This window comes from Glutamicibacter sp. St.4D3, assembly GCF_059728615.1.
Genome location: NZ_AP039380.1, coordinates 437,202 through 461,846, shown reverse-complemented (window position 1 = coordinate 461,846; position 24,645 = coordinate 437,202). Strand labels below are relative to the sequence as shown.

Sequence of the window (24,645 nt, the reverse complement as noted above, 5' to 3'; positions counted from 1 at the left end):
CACGGGACCGCTGGCCTAGTGCAGCGTTACGACAATCTTTCCCTTGTGCTCTCCGGAGTCGAAGTACTCGTGGGCGGCGGCCAGCTCGTCAAAACCAAAGCTGCGCTCCACATTCAGTTCCAGTGACCGGTCCTGCAGCAGCGGGGTGAGCCGCTGGACGGTGCGGTGCACGATCCCGGCCTTCTCCTCCAGCGGCCGGGAACGCAGCGTGGTGGCAATGATGCGCAGCCGCTTGGAGAGCATCAGTCCCAGGTCGGCTTCGGCCTTGCGCCCACCCTGCAACCCAATGATCACCAGCCGTCCGCCCACGGCGAGCGCCTTGAGGTTCATGGCCAGGTACTTCGCGCCCACTACGTCCAGGATGAGATCCACCCCGGTGTCCTCGGTCAGTTCCTTGACCCGGGTGAGCACATCCTCGGTGGCGTAGTTGATTCCCGCATCCGCACCCAGTTCGGTGCAGTAGGCCAGTTTTTGGGCGCTGGAGGCGGTGACCAGCACCCGTGCCCCCGCCGCCTTGGCCAGCTGGATCGCCATGGAGCCGATGCCGCCGGCGCCGCCGTGGATCAGGATGGTCTGCCCGGAGCGCAGTTCGCCCTGGTCGAAGATGTTCGAGACCACGGTCGAGGCGACCTCCGGCAGCCCGGCGGCCTGGCTCAGGTCCATGTCCTGGGGAACCGGGAAAAGCACCTCGGCCGGTGCGGTGACGTATTCGGCGTAGCCTCCGGAGGCCAGCAGCGCGGCGACCCGGTCTCCGGTGGCCCAGCGTTCCACGTCGGGGCCCAGTGCCTCGATGGTGCCGGCCACCTCCAGGCCCGGGATGTCGCTGGCGCCTGGGGGCGGCGGGTAGACCCCGATCCGCTGCTGCACGTCGGCACGATTCAGGCCAAAGGCGGCGACCTTGATCAGCACTTCCCCGGCCCCCGGCACCGGTTTGCCGCGTTCGACTTTCTCCAGAACTTCCGGTCCCCCGGGCTGTGAGTAAATGTAGGCCTGCATGGTGTGGGACATAGTCAACGATTCCTTTCAGGTCTTGCCGATAGCGTATACTCGTTCCGGTTGGATGGTTGTCCGAGCGGCCGAAGGAGCTGGTCTTGAAAACCAGTGTGCGGTAACCCCGTACCAAGAGTTCGAATCTCTTACCATCCGCACAGGGAAAAACCCCTTGCCTTCCTTCTTACATGGAATGGCAAGGGGTTTTTGTGTTCCCACGCCCGGGCCGGGCGTGGGCAGCGCCGCCGGCGGCACAAGACCGGGATTGGGTGCTAGTCGTAGTCCGGGCCGGCACCCACGCCGACTTCGGCGCCCTGCTGCGAGCGCCGCAGTGACAGGTGGGAGATCCCCAGCCCGCTCAGGCGTGCCAGCTCGTTGACCACCAGGTGCGCATCTCCCAGCGTGCGCGCCGCCGGGTCTTCCACATCCCCGGACTGCGCGGCAATCGCGGTCCCCCACTGCACGGAGGACAGCTGCAGCCCCAGCACGAAGATGCCGCGGTGCACGGTGCCGTCACCGGCCACCAGCCGGTAGGGCTCACCGACCACATCGAAGCCCGACCCGGGGATCAGTTCCCCATCCGCGTTCTGCCAGTGGAAGGCCCGGGCCACCCGGTCCCCCAACAGCTGTCGCATCAGCCGGGTGTTGTTCTGCAACACGCGGTTGGCTGGCATCATCGATTCGCACAACAGCCGGGCGGTGTACCCCTCGCTATCCACCCAGGGGGATGAGACGGTGAATTCCCCGGCGAGCGCATCGAATTCAAACCGCGGTTCTGGTCCAGCGAAGGACACGAGTCCGGCACGGGAAAGCGCCAACAGCTGTTCTATGCGTTCCAACGGAGGACCGGAGGCCATTCCCTCCACCAGCGGTTCGAAGCGTCCCTGGATTTCCTCGATCTTCGACTGCTGGTCTATCAGGCCCTGGGCGATCAGGTCCTTGACGACCATCCGTCCGGCGTTCATGGTCAGCACCGCCCAGGAGAGCGGGTCCTGCATGCCGCGCGCACTGCAGTGCGCGTTATGCCGCAGGTACTGGCGCACCGCCTGCTGGTAGTGCTCGTGCGAGGGGAAGCCGATCTCCTCAAAGGGGTGGGCCAGCCCCGGCACATCCAGCCACTGGATCATGGGGAAGCCGGTGATGAAGTCACGCAGCGCAGCCAACCACACCTGGGTGCCCTCGTGGTGTTCGGCGTCCAGGATTTCGGCCACATGGGAGAGGAACTGCTCGGCCGGGATGGGCAGCTGCGCCTCGTGCTCCCGTGCACACTGGCTGTAATAGGCCCAGAGGATGTCCCGATGCAGCAGCGGCCAGATGTCCCGGCTGAACACCAAAGTGGCCTCGGGGTTGTTTCCCCGGGCTTCGGCCACCTGCTGCATCAGCTCCTCGGCCTGCAGGTAATGCAGCGTGATGTCCTCGGGGATGAACCGATCCGTCAAGGGTTTGCCCCAGTAGGGGGTGCCGCGCCGGGAAGCGGCAACCAGTACCGGCTCCTTCCCGGAGGGCAGGTAGTCAAAGCGCTCGCCGGGTACCTGGGAAACCTCACGGAACTGCCCTCCGCGGCCGATCGTCAGTTCGGCCATGGCGTCGAAGAAGTTCAGGCCCATCCCACGCAGCAGTGCGGGCTTGCCGGCGGAGAACTTCGAGTAGTCCACATCCAGCGGGATGCTCGGGCCAATATAGGTGGCCCCGGCCTGTTGGGCCTGCTCTGCCAGCACCTTCTGCTGCGGGTTCAGGTCCGCTGCCTGGTGCCCCAGGGCCAGCACCACCGCATCGGCCCGCAACTCGTGCCGCTGGTCGCTCCCGGGGGTTTCATAGCTCACCCGGTAGGTGGCCTCGCGGGGATCCACCGCCACCACTTCACCGCGGATGAATTCGTAGTCAACATCCGGGTGCCCGGTGAGTACCGCCGCGCACCGGTCGTAGACATGCTCAAGATACCGGCCGTACAGGGCGCGGGTGGGGTAGGTCCCCGATGAGGTGTTCTGCAGTTCGGCTTGCTGCCCCTGGCTCAGGTTGGCACCGTCCCCGTGGCGCTGCACGAACTGGGCAAAGCTGAGTCCCGGTTCGCTGTCCTGCCGGTCAGGGGCGACAGTGGGAAAGGAAGCGGGCGTATTCATCCAGAAATTGGGTGACTGGCTTGAGTCCCACACATGTCCAGAGCCTGGCCGGTAGGCATCAAGCACAATGACACGCAGTTGCACAGCCAGCCGGCCGGTGTTGGCCACCATGCTGGCAAGGCGCTCGACCGTGCTGGTGCCGCGGGGGCCGGCGCCAATAATGGCTACTGCGAACGTTGCTTTGGTGTCATCTCGTTGGGTACTCACCCTCCAAGATTATTCTGTTTCCGGCCTAGACTGGGGCACATGGACCGAAGCGCAACCCAGCAACCGCCCGTTGATCACACCGAATCCCTTGACTGGCTTGAGGGAATCCATGACGAGAAGGCCCTTGAATGGGTCCGGAAACAGAACGCCGTCACCGAAGGCGAGCTCTATGACGCCAACTTCGAGGCCACCGCGCAACGGATCCAGCAGGTACTGGACGCCACCGACAAGATCCCCATGGTCACCAAGCGGGGCGAGTACTACTACAACTTCTGGCGGGACGCCGATCACCGCTTGGGCGTATGGCGGCGCACCGACTGGCAGTCCTACCGCAGCTCCAACCCTCGATGGCAGGTGCTGATCGACTTTGACGACTACGCGCGGAATCAGGAACAGGACTGGCATTTCGCCGGCGCACAGCTGCTGCGCCCCGGGGCGGGCGAGCCGTACCGACGCGCCCTGATCCGGATGAGCCCCGATGGCGGGGACCAGGTGATGATCCGGGAATTCGACCTGGCATCCTTGGAGTTCGTGCCGGACGGATTTGAGCTGCCGGTGGCCAAGACCTCGGTCTCCTGGGTGGATGAGGACACCATCTTGGTGGCCAGCGCGACCAACGAACAGGATACGACCCGTTCCACCTACGCCCGCTGCACACGCCGGTTGAAGCGCGGACAGCAGCTGGCGGCGGCCGAGACCATTTTCGAAGTCGACGTGGAACACGTGGGCGGCTGGGCACATTTCGATTCGACACCGGGTTTTGAACGCATTGTCACCACCGACGCCATCGACTTCTACAACTCGGTGACCGGGGTGATTTGGGATGACACCCACCAGATCATCAAGGTTCCCACCGATGTTCGGGTCCTGTTGCACCGCCAATGGGTGCTTTTCGCGCCACAGACCGACTGGAACCAGCAGGGCACGGTCGTACCGGCCGGAGCATTGGCCATCACCGAACTGTCCAGCTTCCTTGATTCCGGCGATCCGGGCACCCTGGTCTTCACCCCGGATGAGCACACCTCGCTTGAGTCCTTCTCCTTCACGGCAGGCCACCTGCTGATCACGCTCCTGCGGGATGTGGCCAGCGAAGTACAGGTTGTCGACCTGGATTCCGGGTTTGCGAGCAGTACCCTGCCGGTTCAGGGTGACTTCCTCTCCGTGTCGGTCAGCGCCGTGGATGACGAGGATGAGCAGGCCGGTGAGGACTACTGGATGACCGTCACCGGTTTCACCCAGCCCACCACCTTGCTGCGCGGACGAGTTGGCGAGCAGGCCGAGGTCATCAAGCGCTCACCGGAGCGCTTTGATTCCGCCGGATTGAGCGTGACCCAGCATTTCGCGGTATCCGCGGACGGCACCCGGGTGCCGTATTTCCAGGTCGCTGATGAGCAGTTGGTGCTGGACGGAAAGAACCCGGTACTGATGGACGGCTATGGAGGGTTCCAGGTCAGTCTCACCCCGGGCTACAGCCCGTCCCTGGGCACCGCATGGTTGAATCGCCGCACTGCGCAGGGACGCCGCGCCGTGTACGTGTTGACCAACATCCGTGGCGGGGGCGAGTACGGCCCGAAGTGGCACCGTGCGGCCTTGCAGCAGAACCGTCACCGCGCGTATGAAGACTTTGCGGCCATTGCCGAGGACTTGGTGGCACGAAAGGTCACCAGCCGTTCGCACCTTGCCGCAACCGGGCGTTCCAATGGCGGATTGCTCATGGGCAATATGATCACCGGGTACCCCCAGCTCTTCGGCGCCATCTCCTGCGGTGTTCCCCTGCTGGACATGAAGCGCTACACCCGGCTTTCGGCCGGCCACTCCTGGATAGCCGAGTACGGAGACCCGGAGATTCCGGAACAATGGGAATACGTGCGTACCTTCTCACCGCTGCACCGGCTGGATGATCAGCCGCATCCGGCGCAAGACTATCCGAAGTCCCTGATCTGGACGACGACGACCGATGACCGGGTTGGCCCCGTACAGGCACGCAAGATGGCAGCTCGCATGCTGGAGAAGGGGATCTCCTCCACGCGTTACCACGAGCCGGAAGACGGAGGTCATGCCGGTTCCACCGACAATGCGTCTACCGCCCGCATGTTGGCCACCAGCTACGAGTTCCTATGGCGTGCAATACAGTAGCGTGCGGCCGTTTTGTTTCCAGCCAGCAATTTCGATAAGCTTTATTTTGCTGGAAACAGCGGATGGACACGTGCCAGAGCGGCCGAATGGACTTCACTGCTAATGAAGGGTCGGGGTTAAACTCGACCGGGGGTTCAAATCCCCCCGTGTCCGCCAAAAACCCCCTAGTCAGCTAGGGGGTTTTTCTTTGCGTGGTCATGGGGAAGAGCCAAATGGTCATGGCGCTGGTACATACTGAACGCATGGCAAGCCTCGACAAATACCAAATCCCAGCCGGAGCAGAACGATACCGCGTCCGATGGGTATCCAACGGCGACCGAGAATCGCAATCGTTCGACACCGAAAAAGACGCCCTCCGATGGAAACACGTCATCGAAGCCGCCGGCGGCGACACCGGCAAAGCCGTAGACGCAATCGAAAACCAAATCGAAACCGGCCCCACCGTCACCGAACTGCTGACCCGGCACATCGACAACCTGATCAACGTCGGACCCTACCAACTGAAACGCTACCGGTCCGCGGTACCACTGCACTTCGGCGGTGACCTCGGAGAGCTGAAGGTGCGGCGCGTCAACTCTGAGCACATCGTGGCCTGGACCCGGCAGATGCAAGCCAAAGGATTGTCGGTGAAGTCCATCGCCAATCAGCGGGGCCTGCTCTCGGCGGCCTTCGATACCGGGATCCGGCTCGGTTATATGAAGGACAACCCGGTCGCCGGGGTGCGGCTGCCGAAAGAGACGCGCCCTGAGGAGCCGATGCGGATCCTCACCATGCCGCAGTTCGACCAGCTGATCGAGGCCATGCACGAACACTACCGGCCCGTGACCCGGATGATGCTGTACACGGGCCTACGGTTCGGTGAAGTCACCGCCCTGCAGAGGGAAGACTTTCAACTCGTCGGCGCCACCTCCACGGTACGTGTGCGCCGGGCGTGGAAGGAGGACGGGAACCACCGGTTTTACCTTGGCCCGCCCAAGACCCTAAAGGCGCGCCGCACCGTGTCCCTACCCGCCCAAGCGGACGCGATGCTCCGTCCGATCCTAGCGAACCGGGCACCGGACGAGATGGTATTCAAGACGGTGTACGGTCGTCAGATCCGCTCCTCGGCCTACCACAAGGTGTGGGGCACCGCCTGGGGCGCCATGGGTGTCGCGCCTGCTGCGCGACCGCGGCCCCACGACCTCCGCCACACTCACGCATCCATGATGCTGGCCGCCGGCATGGACATGTACGAACTTTCGCGGCGCATGGGCCACGAGTCAGTGAAAACCACGGTGGACCGCTATAGCCATCTGCTTGAGGATGCTCACGCTCGGGGAGCGTCCATCGCTGACAGCGCGTTTGGGTAACCATTCTGTCGGCCTGCATCGATAGCTTGGCAGGCATGGAGTCAGTCGAAATCCTCTTCACTTCCGCCGGCGAACCTTGGAAGATCCGTCGTCAAGGCCGAGTCTGGCAGGTAGCAGTCCAGCCCCAACGGTGGTTCGAACGTATCCAGTGGTGGAAAGACCCGGAGTATAGTGCGCGCAAGAACAGCGGATCCAGAATCGACTACGCCGTATGGCGGGTGCAGGTGCGGCTCGGAAATAACCCGCGTTCGGAAATGGTCACTTGGGATCTGATCGAGAATCCACAATTGGACGTTTGGGGGGTGCGCGAGTATGCCGAGCAGGCGGCCTAATGGTACATGGTGACTTGTCATACGGGTGTGCATTCCCAGCTAACAGTGACGTAACGGATAGGGCTAGGCTCTGTTATTCGGTTCTGTGCACATATAAGATTGAATTGTCAATATGTTATCCACAGGACTTGTGGGTAAGCGCACGTACTGACAACCGAAGGGGGTAACCGTGGCAAAAATTATTGATGTGGCCCAGTACATTTACGACCGGAAAAATCAATGGGTTGATGCTTGGGTACTCCAGAAGTTGACCTACTACGCTAAGGCGTGGTCATTAGCTTGGGATGGTGACCCGATCTTTGATGAGGGATTCCAGGCTTGGAAAGATGGGCCGGCTTGCTCTGAACTACACCGGGTTAACAAATATGAAAAACATCCTTTCTCAACCCGTATCCCGGACGCGAATGTAGAAGCGTTGTCGCCCAGGCAGAAGGCCGTAGTCGATTCAGTTTTGAGCTTCTATGGGTCAATGACTAAAGAACAATTGATAGAACGTACCCATGCTGAACGCCCATGGCTTGAAGCGAGGGGAAACCTTCCGGAGACCGCACCGAGCAAGAACTCATTACGTGAGGAAACTATGAAGTCCACCTACGTCCTGCAGTCACTACGGGGCTCTGACGTGCCCGTTGCTCCTGCCACGGGCATTGCCCCGTGTGTTGATGTCCCGGAGACCATTATCAACAGCCAGATCAGCAAGTGGGCCGATACGCTGGATTGGCTTGTAACCCGTTGAGCTCTCACTGTCTTTCTTTTGAGACGGTGGTCAAGATTAATAAGATCGTTCTTCGCGATTACGAGCCACATGCCGTAATTGACAAGGGCAAGATCCTGGGAGCCCTAGGTCGACCGTTGCACACATTTGCGGGCAACGTTCTCTACCCGACGGTTCCTGAGCAAACTGGGGCACTGATCCACGGATTGGCAACTGCTCACGGTTTTGCTGAAGGAAACAAGCGAACTAGCTGGATTGCTGGCATGTCCTACATGTCTGCAAAAGGGTTCGAGATTCGCCAGGTGCCAAACGAGGAAGCAGGCAGAACTCTTCTATCCTTGATCAATCGAGAGATAAGCCTAGAGGCTTACATCGCATGGCTCGCTCTGAACTTGGTTTGATTATCTCGCAAACGCAGGAAACCGCCCCACCCTCACGTAGAGGGTGGGGCGGTTCTGTTCTAGTTGGTCAAGTCGTTCTTGACGTCCTTAGCTGCGTCCTTGACGCTCTCGCCAGCCTGCTTCGCCGATGCGGCAGCCTGATCCTTCACGCCTTCGGCCTGCAGCTTCTCGTTGTCGGTGGCGTCGCCAACGCTCTCCTTGACCTTGCCGGATACTTCTTGTGCCTTGTTCTTGATCTTGTCTCCCAGGCCCATAGGCGTTCCTTTCGTTCGACCAACAATCAGTCCTCCGGTGGTGCCGCGAGGTCTTGCTCGCACTTTCGCGGCACCACCTTGCAATGGAGGTTGCATATTCCGGAAGTACCGGAGTGACCCAACCATACTGCTACCCGGTTGCGCCCGTCAACGATACTTAGGGAGCGTCCACCGACGGCTGACTAGTGTGTAATAGAAGAACAAAAACCCGCTTACCCCTTGCCCGGTGAAGCGGTGCATCCTAGAGTATTCGGAGGCCAGTTCGCTGGTGGCGGTCAATGGCAGACTCCCAAGGGTCATTGCCCGTCGAGGTAGCTAGGGGCGCGTAGAGTCCCCCAAGATCTACGCGTCCCTGGAGCCCCCAAATAGGCGTCCTCGAAACAACATTGGCTGCACAGTGCTATCGAGAGTGTTCATTATTCAACGGCCACTGTCCGGTTGGCTAGTAGTCGAGGCAAAAAAGATCGCCCCGTTCACCACCCTGCGAGCGGGGTGGTGATCGGGGCGGTTCTTGTTTAGTCGGGCTGGCCGAGGTTCGTGACGGCATCCTGCAGCGGATTCGTCGCCGCGGTCTCCTGCGGCCAGCCCTCAGCAATGACCCAATAGCACAGGACCACAGCGCTATTGAATTCCTTAAGAGACTTTTGAGTGAGCTTGTCAGATGGATTGTGTAAGCCCCTAGTCACCTCTGTTTTTCAGGGCTTGTAATACTCAGTTCACGTACGGCTCGACACGTTCCGGGTAAGCCATCGCCAGCTGCTGCAATGCCTGTTTCCACCCGTTCGTCCCAGCGCCTTCCACCAGGTGCGTACCTGCACCAGCGCGCGGGGTGCGGCCTTTCTTGGCAGCGTCCTTGAACCGTTCACGGGCCCGCTTATCCTCGATATTGCAGATCGCCAGCCACAGCATCTTTACCGCCGCCGTATCGGACGGGAAATGCCCTCGGGATTTAGTGACCTTGCGCAGCTGGTAGTTCATCGACTCAATCGCGTTCGTCGTATAAATGACCTTCCGCAATTCAGGGGCGAACTCCAAGAACGGGGTGAACCTTTCCCACGCGTTGCGCCAGGTCGCCACCGCCGAGGGGTACTTGCGCCCCAACTCGCTGGCCTCGAAGTCCTCCAACGCCGCCTGCGCCGCCTCGATGCTCGGAGCAGTGTAAATGCTCTTCAACTGGGCACTGACCGCCCTGCGGTCGGTGTAGGACACGAACCGGTTCGCCGTCCTGATCAGGTGCACCACGCAGGTCTGCACCGTGGCCTTGGACCAGGTCGCCTCGATCGCCTCGGGGAAACCGGTCAGCCCGTCGCAGCAGGCGATCAGCACGTCCTTCACGCCTCGATTGGCCAATTGGGCGCACACCTGAGCCCAGAACTTCGCACCCTCATTCTCGGTCACCCAGATGCCCAGCACGTGTTTGATGCCCTCCACGCTCACCCCGACGGCCATGTGTGCGGCCTTATTGCGTACTTGGTGCCCGTCGCGGACCTTGATGACAATCGCATCCAGGTACAGGATCGGGTAGAACTCCTCCAAGGGCCGTTCCTGCCATGCAGCGACTTCATCCAGCACCTCGTCGGTGATCTTGCTGATGGTGTCGTGGGACAGTTCGGTGCCGATGGTGGTTTCCAGGTGGTAGGCGATATCCCGCACGGTCATGCCCCCGGCGTACAGGGACACGATCATCTCATCCAGGCCACCGGTACGCCGCGACCCCTTGGGCACCAGGGTGGGGGTGAACGTTCCGGCCCGGTCCCGCGGGATCTGCAGGTCCACGTCCCCGGCCACCGTGGATACGGTCTTGGGGTAGGAACCGTTGCGGGAATTCGGGGCGAACCGTCCTTGCCCGTCGCCCTTTTCGTATCCCAAGTGCTCAGTCAGTTCGGACTTTAGCCCGCGCTCCAGTCCGGCGCGGATGATCTGCTGAATAAACCCGTCCTTGCCATCGAGCTGGATCTCTCCTCGGTCGATAAACCCCATGAGCTCATCGAACGCCCCGGACTCTTTGACCGCGTCCATGGAACCCAGGGCGGCGAGTTTCTCGGCAACGTCGGAGGCATTTTTCATCGGGGTCTGATCCTGGTCTTTCTCAACGGTCATCGTGTGTTCTTCCTAGTCGTTTCTATCAATTGACTAGAGGTCTTACACAATCCCTCTGACAGGCTCTTTTGAGTCTTGCTGAAAATTCTCTGCCATCGTCAATAGCACAAGCCTAGGTTGAACACGCGGAAAACTAGGGAGAGATCCGACGGCTCCTTGACCGGCGTGCGACTTCGCACGCAAAGGCCACAAGCCCAATAGCAGTGCCAATGACTGGAACCACAATGGCAACCACCAAGACTACAACATTCTTTAATGACCGATTTCCGAGCACCACCCAGACGCTTAGAGTGACGGCTAAAAGCCAGGCAGCAATGAACGTCATTTCAAAAACATCAAGCTCAAGCATCGTAATCCCAGTACGCAATACGCTTACCCTTTCCACTCACCCTCAACCCCTGGACAGACTTTCCGTTCTGAATTCCACCACTTTTAGAGATGTGCCATGTGATCTCGCAGACAGCCTTCGTATTCTTGCTCTCCCGGTAAGATGTTGGTATAGACTGAACAGATCTCAGCGGTACGATATTTGTATAAAACCCTCCGCAACTGTCGATTGACGTTACCTTTGACCCGTTATACCGGTACGTCATACGTGCCTCAAGTGAAGCATACTTGATACCAAGCATCGACCAGGTTTTCTTATGAGTGTCAGTTTTCCGCCTAACCGTCGCCGCTGGCTGTGCGATCGAAACTGAAGGCTCGCTGACGGATTCTTCGGCCCCGCCAACAGTCTCTTCTTTGACTGATTTCCATTTGCCTCGCCCGGCATTAAACATTGATTCCGGATCAAGCGCCGCAGATAGTACGGCTTCCTGCTGACTTAACGAGAGTTTGTCAAACTTTACGCGCTCTCCCTTAGGTAAGTTCGTACGAAGATCCTCTATGGAAATTTTGCCGCTTTCATCAGCCAGAGACGTAGAGGCCAAAGCCGGTGAAGTGAATGTAGCTGTCGCGAGAATTGACGCGACAGCAAGAGCAAGAACTCGCTTGAGATTGGTTCTCACTTATCCTCCGATTCGTTTTCCAACACATTTCGTGTGCCGGTTTGATGAAACTCAACCATAGCAACGGAATCTTAGGAAACTCGAACGGATTGATATCAAGTCGATAACGATAATCACCCCTCGGGCTGGATGTCAACCAGGGCTACCAGCTGGATTGCTAGCGGCTGCTCATATATATCAAAGAGTGAGGTGCAGGGGGAAAACAATTGGAGCACTCCTAGCAGAACCGTGGATCTTCCGTGAGGGCTTGCAAGGTTGAAAACAGCCAGCAAGTCCAGGGAAATGAAAAAGTGAAGGTGCCGCCCTGCTAGCCAAAATAACCGGAGGCGCTATCAAATCCACTTTGAGACACTGGATTTGCGCCATGTTCTCAGCGGGCACTTCGTCAGTTAGGAACGCTTCGAGCTGCTTCTTCTGGGCGCGTGACTTGATCTCGATCAAGCCGTCATCCCCCACCAGCCCATCGGGTGAATATCCGATGGTGAAGCCCCAATCTGGCTCTTCGCAATCGAGGGTGTAGGGCAGCATTGCCGTTGATCTGATTTCTGGGCGTGTCGCAGGGCAGTAAAAAGTCGAGGTCTTCACAAGAATGGAAGTTCCTACACAACCTTCTTGAAAGACCTCGACGTTGTCCCATACTACCTTTACCGCCCCGGATCTGACCACGTTCTGCCGCCTGGACGAGCTGGGCCTGACAGCCTGCGGTCAGCGGTTGTTGCCTGAACGTGCCGAGATCCTGTGCAAGGTCACCGAGGCGGATCCGTGGTGCCGTAACTGCGGGCAGCCGGGAACGTCTCGTGGCACCGTGGTGCGCCGGCTGGCGCATGAGCCAGTCGGCTGGCGGCCGACCACGCTGGTGATCCGGGTGCGCCGGTACCGGTGTGCTGACTGCGGTACTGTGTGGCGTCAGGACACTAGCCAGGCTGCCGAGCCCCGGGCGAAGATTTCTCGTGGCGGGTTGGGTTGGGCGCTGGCCGGGATCGTGTGTCAGCACTTGTCCATGGCCCGGGTTGCTGAGGGGTTGGGCGTGTCCTGGAATACCGCTAATGACGCGGTGTTGGGTCAGGGGCAACGGGTGCTGATCAACAAGCCTGAACGGTTCAACGGGGTGAAAGTCATTGGGGTGGATGAGCACGTATGGCGCCACACCCGTGCTGGAGGCAAGTACGTCACCGTGATTATTGACCTGACTCCGGTCACCGAAGGTGCTGGCCCGGCCCGGCTGTTGGATATGGTGCAAGGCCGCTCCAAGGCCGTGTTCAAGTCCTGGCTCGCGAACCGGCCCCAAGAATGGCGGGACGGGATTGAAGTGGTGGCCATGGACGGGTTCAGTGGCTTCAAAACCGCAGCTGCCGAGGAACTCCCGGACGCGGTAGAAGTGATGGATCCCTTCCATGTGGTGCGCCTTGCTGCCGAAGCGTTGGATAAGTGCCGTCAACGGGTGCAGCAAGACACCCGTGGTCACCGCGGCCGCAAGGGTGATCCGCTCTATGCGGCGCGTCGCACGCTATTGACCGGGGATGGTTTGCTTACTGAGAAGCAGATTGAACGGCTTGATGCCTTATTTGATGATCAGCAGCATGAGCCAGTGCAATTCACCTGGAACATCTATCAGCGCATCGTGGACGCGTACCGGCAAAAGGAGAAGAGTATCGGCAAGTGGTCGATGGAGCAGGTCATAGAGCTGATCAAAGCAAAAATTCCTACCGGGCTGCCCGAACTGGCGTCCCTGGGCCGCACCCTGAAACGCCGGGCCGGGGATATCCTGGCTTACTTTGACCGGGCAGGCACCTCGAACGGGCCCACCGAAGCGATCAACGGCAGGTTGGAACACCTGCGCGGTAGTGCTCTGGGGTTCCGGAGCCTAGCGAATTATATTGCTCGTTCACTTTTGGAATCCGGCGGGTTCAGACCCGTTTTACACCCTGGATTGTGAAGAGCCCCCAATCTCGCGGGTCATGAAACAAACTTGGCGGGCTTCGGAATAGGTTTCGCTGTAGAGCGCCCGGGCGTAGGGTTCGTCCAGCTTTCCGCGCTCCATGTCTCGTGAAGTGAACGACGGTTCGACGTAGCCCGTGATCCTTTCAGCGGCAAGGTGGCGGGTCAGTCCGCGTGACGTTTCGTTGTTCGCGGCCTTCATCGTCTTTGTGGTGACCAGTCGGCCGACTACGGAAGCGGTGACTAGGCCGCGCCGTTGTTCGTACCATTCATCGGTTCCCTGCTCAACGTTCTCAAGGATTGTTAGGCTCATTCTTCGTCCTCACTTTCGGGCATGAAAAAAGACCCCGAGTGCTCAGGGTCTTGTGAGTTGTTGTCGCAACCGCAACCGGGGCCGCAACTGTTTTGATAGCCGCCGATGCCTAACGGGCGCATCCCCCACCGCCTTCCTTGGTGAAACCATCAGTCATTGAAGTCCTCCCATGCGTTCTGGAAATCTTGGTAATCTGCTAGAACGTCCGCCAATTCCCGCACGCGTTGCACCGCCTGTTCAGCACGCTCGGCCCGGTCGATCAGGGCCAGCACGGTTGTCGGGTCGAACGTGGTGATAAATCAGGCGTCCGTGTCCGCCATCCACTCAAGCACTCCATCGCACGACGCGTCGTAGATGATGCCTTGAGCAGGGCGGCGCACCACCTGGTGGAAGTCATCTCTCTGCCAGGGGCCGCGGGTCGCACCCTCGGCTACCTGCCGCAGCTGGTCTAGGTTGTCGGTCATTACTTCCCCGTTTCTCGAACACGGCGAGCGCGTAGTGCGTCGGTGTGTCGTATTTGTTTGAGCCATCCCGCTAGTGCCCAGAGCGGTTTGGGGTGTCCTGCGAATAGGGTGGCTTGGCGGTTTACTGATCGGCGGATGGCTTTTCGGTAGGTGCGGCGGGTGAATTTCATGCCCACCCCCGTAGCTTCCGCACTTCTTGGATCAGGCGCTTGATGATTTTTGGGTAGTCGCGTCGGTAGATCCATGCTTCTAGGCCGTGTTGGTTGGCTTTCCATTCGGCTTCTGAGAGCCAGCGGGGTGATATGTCGGGGTCGGGGTATGACCCTGTGTAGCGGCCTAGCAGGATGTGTGGGCCGAATGCGCGGACGGTCTTGCCTGTGATGAATCCTGAGAGGAATCGTTCGCCCCGAAGTGCTGCGTGGACGGCGTTCTCGTTCAGGGTTCCTTCGTTCCCGGTGCGCTTGCCGAGACGGTAGCCTTCCCGATATTCCTCTGTCTGCCCGTAGAGGTGTTGGGCTTCTGCCGTCAACGGCCCGTAGTTGCCGTCCATGAATGCGCGGTTGCTCACAGTGGCGCTCCAATCCAGTAAGCGGCTAGTGCCAGGCCGCGCAATAAAAGAACGCCGCCAGCCAGAAGGCTGGCGACGATAATCCCGACCCATAGCTAGGCATCCCATGTCATTTCAACGTCGTTCACGCGAACCTCCCTTGACTGCCCAGCGGATCAAGCGCCCGCCGTTGCGTGACTTCGTTCGTGATTTCTCGTAACCGACTTCGACCAAAGAGAACTCGGTGATCGCTCGGTTCATTGCTGCGCCGAACCAATTCGACTCCGGCGGGTACGTTGGCAAGCGGTCGCGAATATCGTCATTCGTGAATGACCGGCCCTCGTTGACAAGCTCGACAACCGCGCCGTCGAACGCTTCAAAGAACTCGTCCTTGGATTCGAAGACCATTGCCACTGGCAAGCCCTTCGTTTTCGCCCTACCCATAAAGCGTTATCCACTTCTGCGCGGCCTTCTCGGCATCACGGAACCGCTTACCAACGATCCGCAACGCCTTCTTCTCAGCGTCCGCCCGGCGGCGGTGCCCTGAAATGAGGGTGCCCCCGATGCCGGTTCGGGTTTCCGAGATGAAGAACTTCATGCCCGCGTCGATCAGGTACAGCACAATGTCCGGTTCGTGCCGGTTCACCTTGGCGCGCACCTGAATCTGCTGGTAGGTGCCCTGCCCAATGGTTTCCACCGTCGGTTCTAGGCGATGTAAGCTAGCCATGTTTTTGATTTCCTTTCTGGTAAAAGAAAACCCGGCACGGGGCCGGGTTGGGGATTTTGCAGATATCGTTATTGGATGGATCTAATTGCCCTGTTAATTGCAGCGTTATCGCTACTTGTCTCGTTCGCCTCGGTCGTTTGGGCAGTTCACGCCACTCGGGGATCGAACAAGAGTGCTCAAAATGCCATTGATAAGGCCGAGGCTGCGAATCAGCTCAGTACGGAGGCGAACGTCATCGCGGAGGACAGTAAGAGCATCGCAGTAGACTCCCGCAAAATAGGCGAAGAAGCGCTGGCGGTCGCTCAACGGTCCGAACTGCGCCAAAGCGACTCGAGCAACATCCACTGGGAATGCGACTGGGAAGAGCCAGGCATCTACCTGATAACCAACCGGGGAGATGACGAAGCGCTCGACGTCCGAATCATCCTTACCGTCGATGAGGAAAAGATCCGCGCCGACCATAAAACGATCCCCGGCGGCAGCAGCATCAAGATCGAATGTCCGCAAGCCCGAGCCACCTACCTCCAGGAGGTACGTGCTCATCGGGCGAAGATACGGAATCATCAAGCTAACTCCCTCAGGAGCAGGATGTACATCCCCGAACCGACAACGTTCGAGTACCAGTTCCACAGCATCCACGAACGGATCGATTGGAAGACTCAGGCCGGAAACGCGAGAGTGCACGATGAGCGATACCCTATGAGCTACCTGGGCGACTTCGACTGAACTCATGCTGCCACCGCCGTGGCGCGTAAGGTGCCGTTCTTCCGCACGTACGAAATGAGCGCGTTCTTTACCGCAGTCTCTCCGGTTTCGTCGCTGTACTGCAGTTGCGATTCCTCGGCGGCGTACGACAGGAGGAAACCCTGCGCCATGCGGTGCGCCTTGCGGTCGGGAAGCTTCTCTCCTGCTGCCGTGGCGCACTCTTTGAACATGTTTTTCAGCTTCACGAATGGAAGAGCATTATTTTCGGGCATGACAATTAGACCTTTCTAAAGCTGGTGAACTTGCAGCCAATCGGCTGACTTAGGGGAAGGTTGCCCGGACAAGGGGCTAGAGAGGGTGCCTAGAACTAGGCGATGCGGCGAAGTGCGTCCGCGATGCGGGTCTTATCGAACCGGCTGTCATGGTTGCCCAGGACGATCTGACGGATTTCGTCTTGCTGTTCGGGTGAGAACCTGTAGCGGTTTCCCACCTTCCCTGCCGGCCAGCTACCGTCAGACGCCCTGCGCTGGACGGTGACTACGCTGATTCCGTACTCAGCGGCGAGGTCTTCCGTGGTGGCGTAGGAATCGGTACGACGTGTCATGCCGCTTCCTTGGCGTGGTACTGCTCAGGCAAGAGGGTGACGGGCGGGATTCCGATTGCATTTGCGAGTCGGAGGAGTTCGTAGATTCCGAACTCGCCGCCACCGTTCATCCTGCAGACGAGGGCTGCTCGGGGAATACCGGAGTCCCTGGCTACTCGGGCGACGGGAATCTTTGACTTCTCGATCGTCTCGGCAACTTTCTGCGCTGCTTCGTTGTTGATTATGGTCATAACTCTATGCGCCCACTTGGGTACGTACAACTCTGTTCGGGTGAGAAGTTAAATAAACCTAGTGGGTGCGAACATGCCCGATATGGTGGCAAACTAACCAGTATGGATAACGAAGCGAAAGCAAGTCAGTCCATCGCCGCCCAGCTTCGGGCGACGGTAGCGGTAAAGGGAATCTTGAAAAAGGATCTGGCGGAACAGTCAGGCCTCGCAGTGAACACACTGTCTAGATACCTGAACGGACATCGAGATATCCCGGTGTCCGCGTTCATGCAGATATGCCAGGCTCTAGAACTAGATCCCGGAACTGTTTTGAACGAGGGCGCGAAGGACCTCTGATGGTGCAACACTACTTGCTAGTCCGATCACAACCAGGTCGGTTGCGGTCATCCTGGAAAGCGTCTCACCCACCGGTGAGGCGCTTTTCTTTTCGTCGGTGCTACCTTGCACTACTTCCCCTTATTACTAGTACTGGTGTTCGAATGAGAGGTTGCATTAAGCCTACGACGCGGAACGGACGGTTGGCTATCTCGTCGCCCTAAAGTCTCCCCCGTTGGGGGGATAGGCAGTGTTTTGAAGTGCTTTACAGTGTGGTTTAGTGCTGTCCTAAAATGCGGCTCAAAGTTTGAACTTCCGCGTGATTCCGGGCTAGAATCGGATTCCGAGCCGATTTTGGTGATGGGGTTCAAACCCCCCCCGTGTCCGCCGAAAGAAGCCCGGAAACTCAATGAAGTTTCCGGGCTTCAGTCATTGGCGGCGACCTCTCAAAAGCGAATAGAGCCGCGTACAGGTCATACATTGGGCCCAAAAGGCGCTGCAAAGAAGATCTTCGCTTATCGCGTCAACTGGCCCGACAAAGACAAATGGGAAGCGTGTGCGCTTGAAAACCAAACACGCGCTCCAATTCCGTAAGAACTGATTCCAACCGGAGAGCCGCGATACTTTGCGCACCCTCTGTGCCGCTCGCACCTAAAGAGGACCCCAAAAGACGTGTGGTCCACCAACAGGACAGTTTGCTTTGCAAGACTAAAGGCCACTAGCCACACGAGCTTGTCAGTACAAAAATGCCCCCTGCTTTTTAGCAGGGGGCAAAGAGGCGAAAGACCCTAGTCGAGGTTCTTCACAGCATAATCAGCTTGCGCCCTAGTCAGACCCTGGCACTTGGTTCCGCAACCTCTACCGGCACACACACTTCTCGGTGCACGCTGGGCTGCAGCAGGCATTCACTCTCGTTCAGCTTTACCCGTCCGTTGAAGGCGCTGCAGACCTATGACGATTTCTGCCGGTAAACAGCGGTGGGGCCGGAGCCGACCCCTTGGTCGATTCCGGCCCCACCGGTTCAAAAGTTAATACTGGTTTACTTCAGGTCACGCTTCACGTCGTGTGCCGCGTCCTTGACCTCTTCGCCGGCCTTCTTGGCCTTGGCGCCGGCCTGGTCCTTCAGACCCTCGGCCTGCATGTCCTGGTTATCAGTCGCATCGCCGAGCTTTTCCTTGGCCTTGCCCGAGAGGTCCTGGGCCTGGTTCTTGATCTTATCTCCGAGTCCCATGTACTTCCCCTTTCCGTAGCGATCTCACACACCGTGCGGTGCGTTGATATGTACGACGCTAGTGAGGGCGCTATGGGCCTGCAACCGGAAATCGGTGACTCACATGAAACTCCAAGAAGATGTTCCAGAAGTTATCTGCCACCGTGAATGCGCGGCTATTCCTCACGCTTGACGAAGGAACGGAGCATATTCTGGACTATGTCCGCAGGCAGTGAGGTGTGCTTGACGATGATGGAACTCATCTTTTCCAGGTCGGTGCGCGCGATCGCGTCAAAGAGCTCCTCGCGTTCTGATTCCGGCAGGTCCGCGGCGTCAAAGTAGACCGGGCCGTCCGGGCCCTGCCCCTCAAAACGGAAGTCGGCCACGTTCCCGGTGCCCTCTCCCCCGGCCATCGGTGAAGTGGCGATCATGCGCTCCAAATCCTCCACCGGAAGCATGGTGTGCTCGTGCAGGATCTGGGCGGCCCCGGCCGTATCACCGTCGCGCAACATCGAGAAGAGCTGGTCGTACTCGTTCGGCGGCAGCTTCTCGCTGGAGAATTCATGCTGTTCGCCATCCACCTCGTAGGCCAGCTTGAAATGAGTGGAACTGGGGGTGCGATCCGACCCAAATTTTTCGTTCCATTCGGTAGGCACCACCCAAGTTTCATCATCGGGCAGCGACTGGATGTCCCCGGTATCCGCAGTGCGCGGTACCTCGATGCCCGCCCCGGTGTCATCAACCGGCAGATCAGCGACGGGCTCCTTCGAATCCGGCAAGTCTTCGGCGTTTGCGTCCGGGTCGCTTCCATCCTTGGGGGCTTCAGCCACGGCCACGTCGCGCGCCGCCGGGGGCAGATCCAAACTGTCCTGGTGCGGTTCGGCATCCAGCTCCGGAATCGATGCGGGGCCACCGGCCTGCGGGTAGGCGTCAAGGCTGCGCACGGCGATCACGCATTCCTTTACGCTGGCTCCGGTCTTGGCACGGTACTTCTGCACCGCGGCCATGACATCCCCCTTGGCCAGGTCCCGGTAGATCGACTTGCGTGATTCCTCATCCAGCTTGGCCGCGGCAGCCTGGGCAGCTTCACGGCTAACCGACTGGGAGATCTGCTCCATATTGCGCTTGCGCACGGACTGCAGCCAGAAGAACCCCGCTACCAGGACAAAGATGACCACGACGAGCCAGATGAGGATTTCCATGCTTCCAGCGTACTTCCTTTCCCTGCCCGTTCACCCGGCTATGCCCAAAGTGAAAGGCAATACACCGGGAGCTCCCGCAATCCGCAAGGCACGGCCCGCCATCGCCAGTGACCAGCGCGAATCGCACAGGTCATCGACCAACAGCACCGGTCCCGGCGCCGAGGAGAGCAGGGCCTCCATGTCCGCGGGAATGTCAAAGGCATCGGCCACCTCGGCCACCCGGAACGCCGAGTTGCCTCCGGTTCCCCCCTCGGCCGGGGCGGTGCGGTACTGCAGCTGGCCCAGGTAGCGCAGCTGGCCCAGTTCGGCCAGGCGGTAGGCCAGGGAGCCGACCAGCTGCGGACGGGCCCGTGAGGGCATCGCCACCACGCCGACGGGCCGGGTCTGCCAGTCCCATTCGGCCAGCACCTTCACGCAGGCCTGCAGCAGGGCGTCATTGATTGGTGCGTCAGTGGGATCGGCGAACAGTTGGCGCAGCCGGTTGCCCCAGCCCAGGTCGGTTAGCCTGGCCAGGGCCCGGCCCTCCTGGACCTGTTCGTCAACCGGGATCTTGCCCTTGAGCGAATGCCCCAGCCGGTCCATCCCGGACGGGTAGGCCTTACGGGGTTCGATCGGCACCCCTACGCGGCCCAGGGCCGCCTGCGCGGAATCCTTCGCGTTGTCCGGGATGTGATCGTCATACCAGGGCCCGGCGCAGCGGTCGCACCGTCCGCACGGTTCGGACTGCGGGTCATCCAGGGTGCGGGTCAAGAACTCCATTCGGCAGCCGGTGGTGTTCTCATAGTCCTTCATCAGGTTCTGTTCATGCACCCGGCTCTGGGCGACCCGGCGGTAGCGTTCGGCGTCATAGGACCAGGGCATGTCGGTGCGCATCCAGCCGCCAGCCACCCTTTCCACCGCCCCGTCCACGGCCAGTACCTTCAGCAGCAGCTCCAGCGGGGTGCGTCGCAGATTTACGGCGCTTTCCAGGGCCGGCACACTCATGGGGCCATCGGTCGCGGCCAGCGTGGAGAGCACCTGCCCGGCCCGCTGTTCGTCGGGCATCGAGCTGGTGGCGAAGTACTCCCAGATCTCGGCGTCCTCCACCCCGGGCAGCAGCAGCACGTCCGCGTTGATGCTGCCGCGTCCGGCGCGGCCCACCTGCTGGTAGTAGGCCACCGGGGAACTGGGCGCGCCCACGTGGATCACGAAGCCCAGGTCCGGCTTGTCAAAGCCCATGCCCAGCGCGCTGGTGGCCACCAGCGCCTTGACCTGATTGGCCTTCAGCGCCGCCTCCAGCCGCTCGCGCTGCTCCAGGTCCGTGCGCCCGGTGTAGGCCGCGACCTCGTGCCCCGCCTCGCGCAGCATCCGGGCAATGTCCTCGGCCGCCGAGACGGTGAGAGTGTAGATGATCCCGGAGCCCTGGAAGTCCTCAATGTGGCTCAGCAGCCAGGCCAGGCGCATGCGCGGGGAGGCGAGCTTGAGCACTCCAAGGCGCAGCGAGTCGCGGGCCAGGGTGCCGCGCAGCGTAAACACTTCCTGACCGCCCACCGCCAGCTGCTCGGCCACGTCCTGCACCACGCGCGAGTTGGCGGTGGCGGTGGTGGCCAACACCGGCAGCCCCTGCGGCAGACGGGAAATCAGGTCTCGGATGCGACGGTAGTCCGGGCGGAAGTCATGCCCCCAGTCGGAGATGCAGTGCGCCTCGTCGATCACCAACAGGCCCATGCGCTGGATCAGCACCGGCAACTGGTGTTCACGGAAGGAGGGGTTGTTCAGCCGCTCCGGGGAGACCAGCAGCACGTCCAGCTCGTCACGCTGCAGCTGGTCCAGGATTTCACGCCATTCCAGGACGTTGGCCGAGTTGATCGCCGCGGCACGCACCCCGGCCCGCTCCGCGGCGGCGACCTGGTCGCGCATCAGCGCCAGCAGCGGGGAGACGATCAGGGTCGGCCCGCGGCCCATGGCCCGCAGCAGCAGGGAGGAAACGAAGTAGACCGCCGACTTGCCCCAGCCGGTGCGCTGCACCACCAGGGCGCGGCGCTGCTGGGCAACCAGGGCGGAGATCGCCTCGAACTGTCCAGGATGGAACTCGGCCTGCGGGTGCTGGACCAGCGCCCGCAGCTTCTCCAGTGCCAGTTCCTTTAATTCGGTCTGCTGTAGCTGCGCCATGCCCCCAGTATTCCAGCAGCCTCCGACCTTTTGCGCTTCTGCCCGGGCACCGGCGTGCGCACGATCCTGCCCACGGCGAAACTGTTAGCGAACTCCTATGCCCGTACCGCCCCAGGACAGGGCATTGGGCCCGGCATCCCGGTAGTGTGAGGTGCGTGAGTGCAGAGATTGATCTTAAGCAGTGCTTCAAGGCGTACGACGTGCGCGGCGTGGTGGGACAGACCATCAACGAGGAAGCCGTCGAAGCCATTGGCGCAGCGTTCGTCGATGTTTTGGGACTAGGCGGACGCGAGGTCCTGGTGGGCGGGGACATGCGTCCTTCCAGCGCAGACTTTTGCCAGGCCTTCGCCCGCGGGGCAACCTACCGCGGGGCCAACGTGAAGATGCTCGGCTTGATCTCCACCGACGAGCTGTACTTCGCCGCCGGCAAGCACAACGCGGCCGGGGTGGTCTTCACCGCCAGCCACAACCCGGCCCAGTACAACGGCATCAAGATGTCCAAGGCCGGGGCCGTGCCGATCTCCTCCGAGACCGGGCTGTATGACATCCGTGACGTGGCCCAGGGGTACCTCGATGAGGGCCTGCCGGTCTCCGGGGACGCTCCCCAGGGCACGATCAGCGAACTGGACGTGCTGGGCGACTACGCCGCCTACCTGCGTGAGCTGGTGGACCTGTCCCAGATCCGCCCGCTGAAGATCGTGGTGGATGCCGGCAACGGGATGGCCGGGATGACCACCCCGGCCGTGCTGGGAGATGCGGTGCTGCCCGGCCTGCCGCTGGAGATCATTGACCTGTACTTTGAGCTGGATGGCACCTTCCCGAACCATCCGGCCAACCCGCTGGAGCCGGAGAACCTGAGGGACCTGCAGGCCGCGGTGCTCCAGCACGGTGCGGACATGGGCTTGGCCTTCGATGGGGATGCGGACCGCTGCTTCGTCATTGACGAAAAGGGCGAACCGCTCTCCCCCTCGGCCATCACCGCGCTGGTGGCGGTGCGTGAAATCGCCCGCGTCCAAAAGGACGGGGAACCGACCCCGACCATCATCCACAACCTGATCACCTCCAAGGCGGTCCCGGAGTTCGTAACCCGGGCCGGGGGCAAGCCGGTGATGACCCGGGTGGGCCACTCCTTCATCAAGGCCGAGATGGCCCGCCAGGGCGCGGTCTTCGGTGGCGAGCACTCGGCGCACTACTACTTCCGGGACTTCTTCAACGCCGACACCGGGATGCTGGCGGCCATGCACGTATTGGCGGCCCTGGGTTCCCAGCCGCTACCATTGTCAGAATTCGGCGCGGAATACGAGCCCTACACCGCCACCGGGGAGATCAACTCCGAGGTGGAGGACAAGCAGGGGGCCGTGGACCGGGTGCTGGAGCATTTCGCCGGCCAGCCGGTGGTGGTGCAGCGCCTTGATGGAACCACCATCAGCGCGCAGGATGGTAGCTGGTGGATCAACCTGCGTCCCTCAAACACCGAACCGTACCTGCGGTTCAACGGCGAGGGGTCGCAGGCCTCGGTGATCACCCCCATCCGGGACACCGTGCTGGGCATTGTGCGGGAAAACGCCAAAACGAAGTAAGCGACCGAAACGAAGCAAGCGGACGAGGAAATAGAGGACGAGACCATGAATTTTGACGAACTCGATGACTCGGTCAAGGAAGCCCTGAACAAGGTGCTGGGTACGGCGTTGGGTGTTGCTCGCGAGCAACTGGAGGAGCAGGGCGTCTTCCTGCCCTTCGCGATCGGCCTGGAACCGCAGAGCGGGGCAGAGGAGCCGGAGCTGCGTCTGCTGGCGGTGCCGCCGACCGAGAACCCCGATGACCCGGAAGCCGATATCGACACCGAGGCCATGGCCGCGGACCTGGTCCAGGTGCTGAACCAGGAGGGCGCGAACTTCGCGGCCGTGGCCATCACCTCCGATGTGCTGCTGGCCGAGGACAACCGCGACGCGATCCATGTGGTGGCCGAGCACAAGGCCGGCGCCGCCCTGGCAATTGTCCAGCCCTACACCATGCCCGATGAGCCCGGCGGCACCTGGCACTTCGAGGACCCGGTGGCCGAACCGGCGGACATGTCGCTGTTCGCCCCGGACGCCCAGTAGCCACCGGCCCCCGCCCAGCAACCCGGACCTAGTGATGGATCAGCCATGAGACTCAGCGCCTATACCGACGTGTGCCTGCGCACCTTGATGGTGCTTGGCGCGCACGGTGTCGGCCAGCTGACCACCCGGCAGATCGCCGAACTGATCCACGTGCCGTACAACCACGTCACCAAGGCCGTGGCCGAGCTGGGCAGCCTCGGGGCCCTGGAGGTGACCCGAGGCCGGCACGGCGGGGCCAGCATCACCGAACAGGGCCTGCAGATGAATCTGGGCTCCTTGCTGCGCACCCTGGACTGGCGTGAAGATGTGGTGGACTGCACAACCCACGACGCCGCCCATGACTGCCCGATGGTCGGCGGATGCCGGCTGCGCGGCGCGTTGCGCCAAGCCAGAGACGCTTTCTACGCTTCTTTGGACAACCTGACGGTGGCCGATGTGGTCTCCGCTTCCCCGGCGCTTACGCGCCTTCCCTTCCCCCAAATCCGTCCCAGCGGCACCCGTTAGCCAGCTGCCGGGCGTCACGGAC

The 24,645-nt window shown here is 60.8% G+C and carries 28 protein-coding genes and 2 tRNA genes; 13 read left to right on the top strand and 17 right to left on the bottom strand.

All coding sequences use genetic code 11. The features are described from left to right. Positions 1-15 precede the first annotated feature (15 nt). On the bottom strand, positions 16-996 hold the full coding sequence (locus AC6I21_RS02210) for an NAD(P)H-quinone oxidoreductase (protein WP_138175179.1): 981 nt from the start codon (positions 994-996) through the stop codon (positions 16-18). Positions 997-1,058: 62 nt separating this feature from the next. On the opposite strand from AC6I21_RS02210, the gene AC6I21_RS02205 reads away from it, so the two are divergent. Then, positions 1,059-1,146, top strand: a tRNA-Ser gene (locus tag AC6I21_RS02205). Between the two features lie 116 nt (positions 1,147-1,262). On the opposite strand, the gene AC6I21_RS02200 is transcribed toward AC6I21_RS02205, so the two are convergent. After that, on the bottom strand, positions 1,263-3,317 hold the full coding sequence (locus tag AC6I21_RS02200) for an FAD/NAD(P)-binding protein (protein ID WP_497763009.1): 2,055 nt from the start codon (positions 3,315-3,317) through the stop codon (positions 1,263-1,265). 39 nt (positions 3,318-3,356) lie between these two features. Between AC6I21_RS02200 and AC6I21_RS02195 the strand changes: the two genes are divergently transcribed. The 6 genes from AC6I21_RS02195 to AC6I21_RS02170 all read left to right on the top strand — a co-directional run bounded on the left by AC6I21_RS02195 (position 3,357) and on the right by AC6I21_RS02170 (position 8,250). Further along, positions 3,357-5,453 carry a prolyl oligopeptidase family serine peptidase gene (locus tag AC6I21_RS02195; RefSeq protein WP_446754455.1) on the top strand — a complete coding sequence of 699 codons (2,097 nt, stop codon included), beginning with the start codon at positions 3,357-3,359 and terminating at the stop codon, positions 5,451-5,453. Positions 5,454-5,517: 64 nt separating this feature from the next. Then, positions 5,518-5,609, top strand: a tRNA-Ser gene (locus tag AC6I21_RS02190). Between the two features lie 62 nt (positions 5,610-5,671). Next, entirely contained in the window at positions 5,672-6,802 is a 1,131-nt protein-coding gene (locus AC6I21_RS02185; RefSeq protein WP_497763008.1) for a tyrosine-type recombinase/integrase, read from the top strand. A gap of 35 nt (positions 6,803-6,837) precedes the next feature. Then, positions 6,838-7,134 (top strand): hypothetical protein, encoded by a 297-nt coding sequence (locus tag AC6I21_RS02180; protein ID WP_446754457.1) that lies wholly within the window; start codon positions 6,838-6,840, stop codon positions 7,132-7,134. A 169-nt stretch (positions 7,135-7,303) separates the two neighbouring features. Beyond that, positions 7,304-7,870, top strand: a complete 567-nt coding sequence (locus tag AC6I21_RS02175) for a Panacea domain-containing protein (RefSeq protein ID WP_446754458.1) — start codon at positions 7,304-7,306, stop codon at positions 7,868-7,870. Then, positions 7,834-8,250 carry a type II toxin-antitoxin system death-on-curing family toxin gene (locus AC6I21_RS02170; RefSeq protein WP_446754459.1) on the top strand — a complete coding sequence of 139 codons (417 nt, stop codon included), beginning with the start codon at positions 7,834-7,836 and terminating at the stop codon, positions 8,248-8,250. Before AC6I21_RS02175 ends, AC6I21_RS02170 begins: the two co-directional genes overlap by 37 nt. Positions 8,251-8,309: 59 nt before the next feature. Here AC6I21_RS02170 and AC6I21_RS02165 read toward each other — a convergent pair whose 3' ends face one another. From AC6I21_RS02165 to AC6I21_RS02150, 4 genes are all read right to left on the bottom strand, one after another. Next, positions 8,310-8,504: a CsbD family protein gene (locus AC6I21_RS02165; RefSeq protein WP_446754460.1), complete on the bottom strand. Its 195-nt coding sequence runs from the start codon at positions 8,502-8,504 to the stop codon at positions 8,310-8,312. A gap of 711 nt (positions 8,505-9,215) precedes the next feature. Next, positions 9,216-10,604, bottom strand: coding sequence for an IS256 family transposase (locus AC6I21_RS02160; protein ID WP_497763007.1), 1,389 nt, complete (start codon positions 10,602-10,604; stop codon positions 9,216-9,218). 341 nt (positions 10,605-10,945) lie between these two features. Further along, on the bottom strand, positions 10,946-11,611 hold the full coding sequence (locus AC6I21_RS02155; RefSeq protein WP_446754461.1) for a hypothetical protein: 666 nt from the start codon (positions 11,609-11,611) through the stop codon (positions 10,946-10,948). Between the two features lie 177 nt (positions 11,612-11,788). Next, positions 11,789-12,196: a hypothetical protein gene (locus AC6I21_RS02150; RefSeq protein ID WP_497763006.1), complete on the bottom strand. Its 408-nt coding sequence runs from the start codon at positions 12,194-12,196 to the stop codon at positions 11,789-11,791. A 43-nt stretch (positions 12,197-12,239) separates the two neighbouring features. Between AC6I21_RS02150 and AC6I21_RS02145 the strand changes: the two genes are divergently transcribed. Further along, on the top strand, positions 12,240-13,547 hold the full coding sequence (locus tag AC6I21_RS02145; protein ID WP_497762827.1) for an ISL3 family transposase: 1,308 nt from the start codon (positions 12,240-12,242) through the stop codon (positions 13,545-13,547). Here AC6I21_RS02145 and AC6I21_RS02140 read toward each other — a convergent pair. The 5 genes from AC6I21_RS02140 to AC6I21_RS02120 all read right to left on the bottom strand — a co-directional run bounded on the left by AC6I21_RS02140 (position 13,530) and on the right by AC6I21_RS02120 (position 15,600). Next, positions 13,530-13,862 (bottom strand): YqaJ viral recombinase family protein, encoded by a 333-nt coding sequence (locus AC6I21_RS02140; protein WP_497763005.1) that lies wholly within the window; start codon positions 13,860-13,862, stop codon positions 13,530-13,532. The genes AC6I21_RS02145 and AC6I21_RS02140 overlap by 18 nt on opposite strands. Positions 13,863-14,161: 299 nt before the next feature. Next, positions 14,162-14,326, bottom strand: coding sequence for a hypothetical protein (locus AC6I21_RS02135; protein ID WP_396277871.1), 165 nt, complete (start codon positions 14,324-14,326; stop codon positions 14,162-14,164). Between the two features lie 166 nt (positions 14,327-14,492). Beyond that, positions 14,493-14,894, bottom strand: a complete 402-nt coding sequence (locus AC6I21_RS02130) for a hypothetical protein (protein ID WP_446754184.1) — start codon at positions 14,892-14,894, stop codon at positions 14,493-14,495. Between the two features lie 114 nt (positions 14,895-15,008). Beyond that, positions 15,009-15,287, bottom strand: a complete 279-nt coding sequence (locus AC6I21_RS02125) for a hypothetical protein (protein WP_346922755.1) — start codon at positions 15,285-15,287, stop codon at positions 15,009-15,011. 22 nt (positions 15,288-15,309) lie between these two features. Further along, complete coding sequence (locus AC6I21_RS02120; protein WP_396277868.1) at positions 15,310-15,600, bottom strand: hypothetical protein; 291 nt, start codon at positions 15,598-15,600, stop codon at positions 15,310-15,312. 75 nt (positions 15,601-15,675) lie between these two features. Between AC6I21_RS02120 and AC6I21_RS02115 the strand changes: the two genes are divergently transcribed. Beyond that, positions 15,676-16,326, top strand: a complete 651-nt coding sequence (locus tag AC6I21_RS02115) for a hypothetical protein (RefSeq protein ID WP_396277867.1) — start codon at positions 15,676-15,678, stop codon at positions 16,324-16,326. A gap of 2 nt (positions 16,327-16,328) precedes the next feature. Here the strand turns inward: AC6I21_RS02115 and AC6I21_RS02110 are convergent, their stop codons facing one another. From AC6I21_RS02110 to AC6I21_RS02100, 3 genes are all read right to left on the bottom strand, one after another. Continuing rightward, on the bottom strand, positions 16,329-16,577 hold the full coding sequence (locus AC6I21_RS02110; protein WP_446754183.1) for a hypothetical protein: 249 nt from the start codon (positions 16,575-16,577) through the stop codon (positions 16,329-16,331). Between the two features lie 95 nt (positions 16,578-16,672). Beyond that, a complete protein-coding gene (locus tag AC6I21_RS02105; protein WP_396277865.1) occupies positions 16,673-16,909 on the bottom strand; it encodes a helix-turn-helix domain-containing protein in 237 nt (78 codons plus the stop codon). Further along, on the bottom strand, positions 16,906-17,139 hold the full coding sequence (locus AC6I21_RS02100) for a hypothetical protein (protein ID WP_446754182.1): 234 nt from the start codon (positions 17,137-17,139) through the stop codon (positions 16,906-16,908). The genes AC6I21_RS02105 and AC6I21_RS02100 overlap by 4 nt, the downstream gene beginning before the upstream one ends. 6 nt (positions 17,140-17,145) lie before the next feature. Here AC6I21_RS02100 and AC6I21_RS02095 point away from each other — a divergent pair, with 6 nt between their 5' ends. Continuing rightward, positions 17,146-17,475, top strand: a complete 330-nt coding sequence (locus AC6I21_RS02095) for a helix-turn-helix domain-containing protein (RefSeq protein WP_497763004.1) — start codon at positions 17,146-17,148, stop codon at positions 17,473-17,475. A 1,018-nt stretch (positions 17,476-18,493) separates the two neighbouring features. On the opposite strand, the gene AC6I21_RS02090 is transcribed toward AC6I21_RS02095, so the two are convergent. The 3 genes from AC6I21_RS02090 to AC6I21_RS02080 all read right to left on the bottom strand — a co-directional run bounded on the left by AC6I21_RS02090 (position 18,494) and on the right by AC6I21_RS02080 (position 22,017). Further along, the gene (locus AC6I21_RS02090) at positions 18,494-18,685 is read right to left on the bottom strand and encodes a CsbD family protein (protein ID WP_054821052.1); all 192 of its coding nucleotides are present in this window, start codon (positions 18,683-18,685) and stop codon (positions 18,494-18,496) included. Between the two features lie 155 nt (positions 18,686-18,840). Then, positions 18,841-19,866, bottom strand: coding sequence for an ICP22 family protein (locus tag AC6I21_RS02085; protein WP_446754181.1), 1,026 nt, complete (start codon positions 19,864-19,866; stop codon positions 18,841-18,843). Positions 19,867-19,896: 30 nt separating this feature from the next. Continuing rightward, the gene (locus AC6I21_RS02080; RefSeq protein WP_497763003.1) at positions 19,897-22,017 is read right to left on the bottom strand and encodes a RecQ family ATP-dependent DNA helicase; all 2,121 of its coding nucleotides are present in this window, start codon (positions 22,015-22,017) and stop codon (positions 19,897-19,899) included. A gap of 155 nt (positions 22,018-22,172) precedes the next feature. Between AC6I21_RS02080 and AC6I21_RS02075 the strand changes: the two genes are divergently transcribed. From AC6I21_RS02075 to AC6I21_RS02065, 3 genes are read left to right on the top strand one after another with little or no spacing between them, the layout of a single operon-like run. Beyond that, positions 22,173-23,597, top strand: coding sequence for a phosphomannomutase/phosphoglucomutase (locus tag AC6I21_RS02075; RefSeq protein WP_497763002.1), 1,425 nt, complete (start codon positions 22,173-22,175; stop codon positions 23,595-23,597). Between the two features lie 45 nt (positions 23,598-23,642). Further along, positions 23,643-24,119 (top strand): hypothetical protein, encoded by a 477-nt coding sequence (locus tag AC6I21_RS02070; RefSeq protein ID WP_343833347.1) that lies wholly within the window; start codon positions 23,643-23,645, stop codon positions 24,117-24,119. 45 nt (positions 24,120-24,164) lie between these two features. Beyond that, positions 24,165-24,623, top strand: a complete 459-nt coding sequence (locus tag AC6I21_RS02065; RefSeq protein WP_497763001.1) for an RrF2 family transcriptional regulator — start codon at positions 24,165-24,167, stop codon at positions 24,621-24,623. The last annotated feature ends 22 nt before the right edge of the window (positions 24,624-24,645 follow it).

Bases quoted from the DNA above. Each gene is read 5' to 3' on its own strand.
- AC6I21_RS02110 (WP_446754183.1), bottom strand. From the start codon at position 16,577: ATGCCCGAAAATAATGCTCTTCCATTCGTGAAGCTGAAAAACATGTTC.
- AC6I21_RS02185 (WP_497763008.1), top strand. From the start codon at position 5,672: ATGGCGCTGGTACATACTGAACGCATGGCAAGCCTCGACAAATACCAA.
- AC6I21_RS02210 (WP_138175179.1), bottom strand. From the start codon at position 996: ATGCAGGCCTACATTTACTCACAGCCCGGGGGACCGGAAGTTCTGGAG.
- AC6I21_RS02115 (WP_396277867.1), top strand. From the start codon at position 15,676: ATGGATCTAATTGCCCTGTTAATTGCAGCGTTATCGCTACTTGTCTCG.
- AC6I21_RS02095 (WP_497763004.1), top strand. From the start codon at position 17,146: ATGCGCCCACTTGGGTACGTACAACTCTGTTCGGGTGAGAAGTTAAAT.
- AC6I21_RS02160 (WP_497763007.1), bottom strand. From the start codon at position 10,604: ATGACCGTTGAGAAAGACCAGGATCAGACCCCGATGAAAAATGCCTCC.
- AC6I21_RS02100 (WP_446754182.1), bottom strand. From the start codon at position 17,139: ATGACCATAATCAACAACGAAGCAGCGCAGAAAGTTGCCGAGACGATC.
- AC6I21_RS02090 (WP_054821052.1), bottom strand. From the start codon at position 18,685: ATGGGACTCGGAGATAAGATCAAGAACCAGGCCCAGGACCTCTCGGGC.
- AC6I21_RS02065 (WP_497763001.1), top strand. From the start codon at position 24,165: ATGAGACTCAGCGCCTATACCGACGTGTGCCTGCGCACCTTGATGGTG.
- AC6I21_RS02120 (WP_396277868.1), bottom strand. From the start codon at position 15,600: ATGGCTAGCTTACATCGCCTAGAACCGACGGTGGAAACCATTGGGCAG.
- AC6I21_RS02165 (WP_446754460.1), bottom strand. From the start codon at position 8,504: ATGGGCCTGGGAGACAAGATCAAGAACAAGGCACAAGAAGTATCCGGC.
- AC6I21_RS02135 (WP_396277871.1), bottom strand. From the start codon at position 14,326: ATGACCGACAACCTAGACCAGCTGCGGCAGGTAGCCGAGGGTGCGACC.
- AC6I21_RS02105 (WP_396277865.1), bottom strand. From the start codon at position 16,909: ATGACACGTCGTACCGATTCCTACGCCACCACGGAAGACCTCGCCGCT.
- AC6I21_RS02180 (WP_446754457.1), top strand. From the start codon at position 6,838: ATGGAGTCAGTCGAAATCCTCTTCACTTCCGCCGGCGAACCTTGGAAG.
- AC6I21_RS02070 (WP_343833347.1), top strand. From the start codon at position 23,643: ATGAATTTTGACGAACTCGATGACTCGGTCAAGGAAGCCCTGAACAAG.
- AC6I21_RS02085 (WP_446754181.1), bottom strand. From the start codon at position 19,866: ATGGAAATCCTCATCTGGCTCGTCGTGGTCATCTTTGTCCTGGTAGCG.
- AC6I21_RS02080 (WP_497763003.1), bottom strand. From the start codon at position 22,017: ATGGCGCAGCTACAGCAGACCGAATTAAAGGAACTGGCACTGGAGAAG.
- AC6I21_RS02195 (WP_446754455.1), top strand. From the start codon at position 3,357: ATGGACCGAAGCGCAACCCAGCAACCGCCCGTTGATCACACCGAATCC.
- AC6I21_RS02140 (WP_497763005.1), bottom strand. From the start codon at position 13,862: ATGAGCCTAACAATCCTTGAGAACGTTGAGCAGGGAACCGATGAATGG.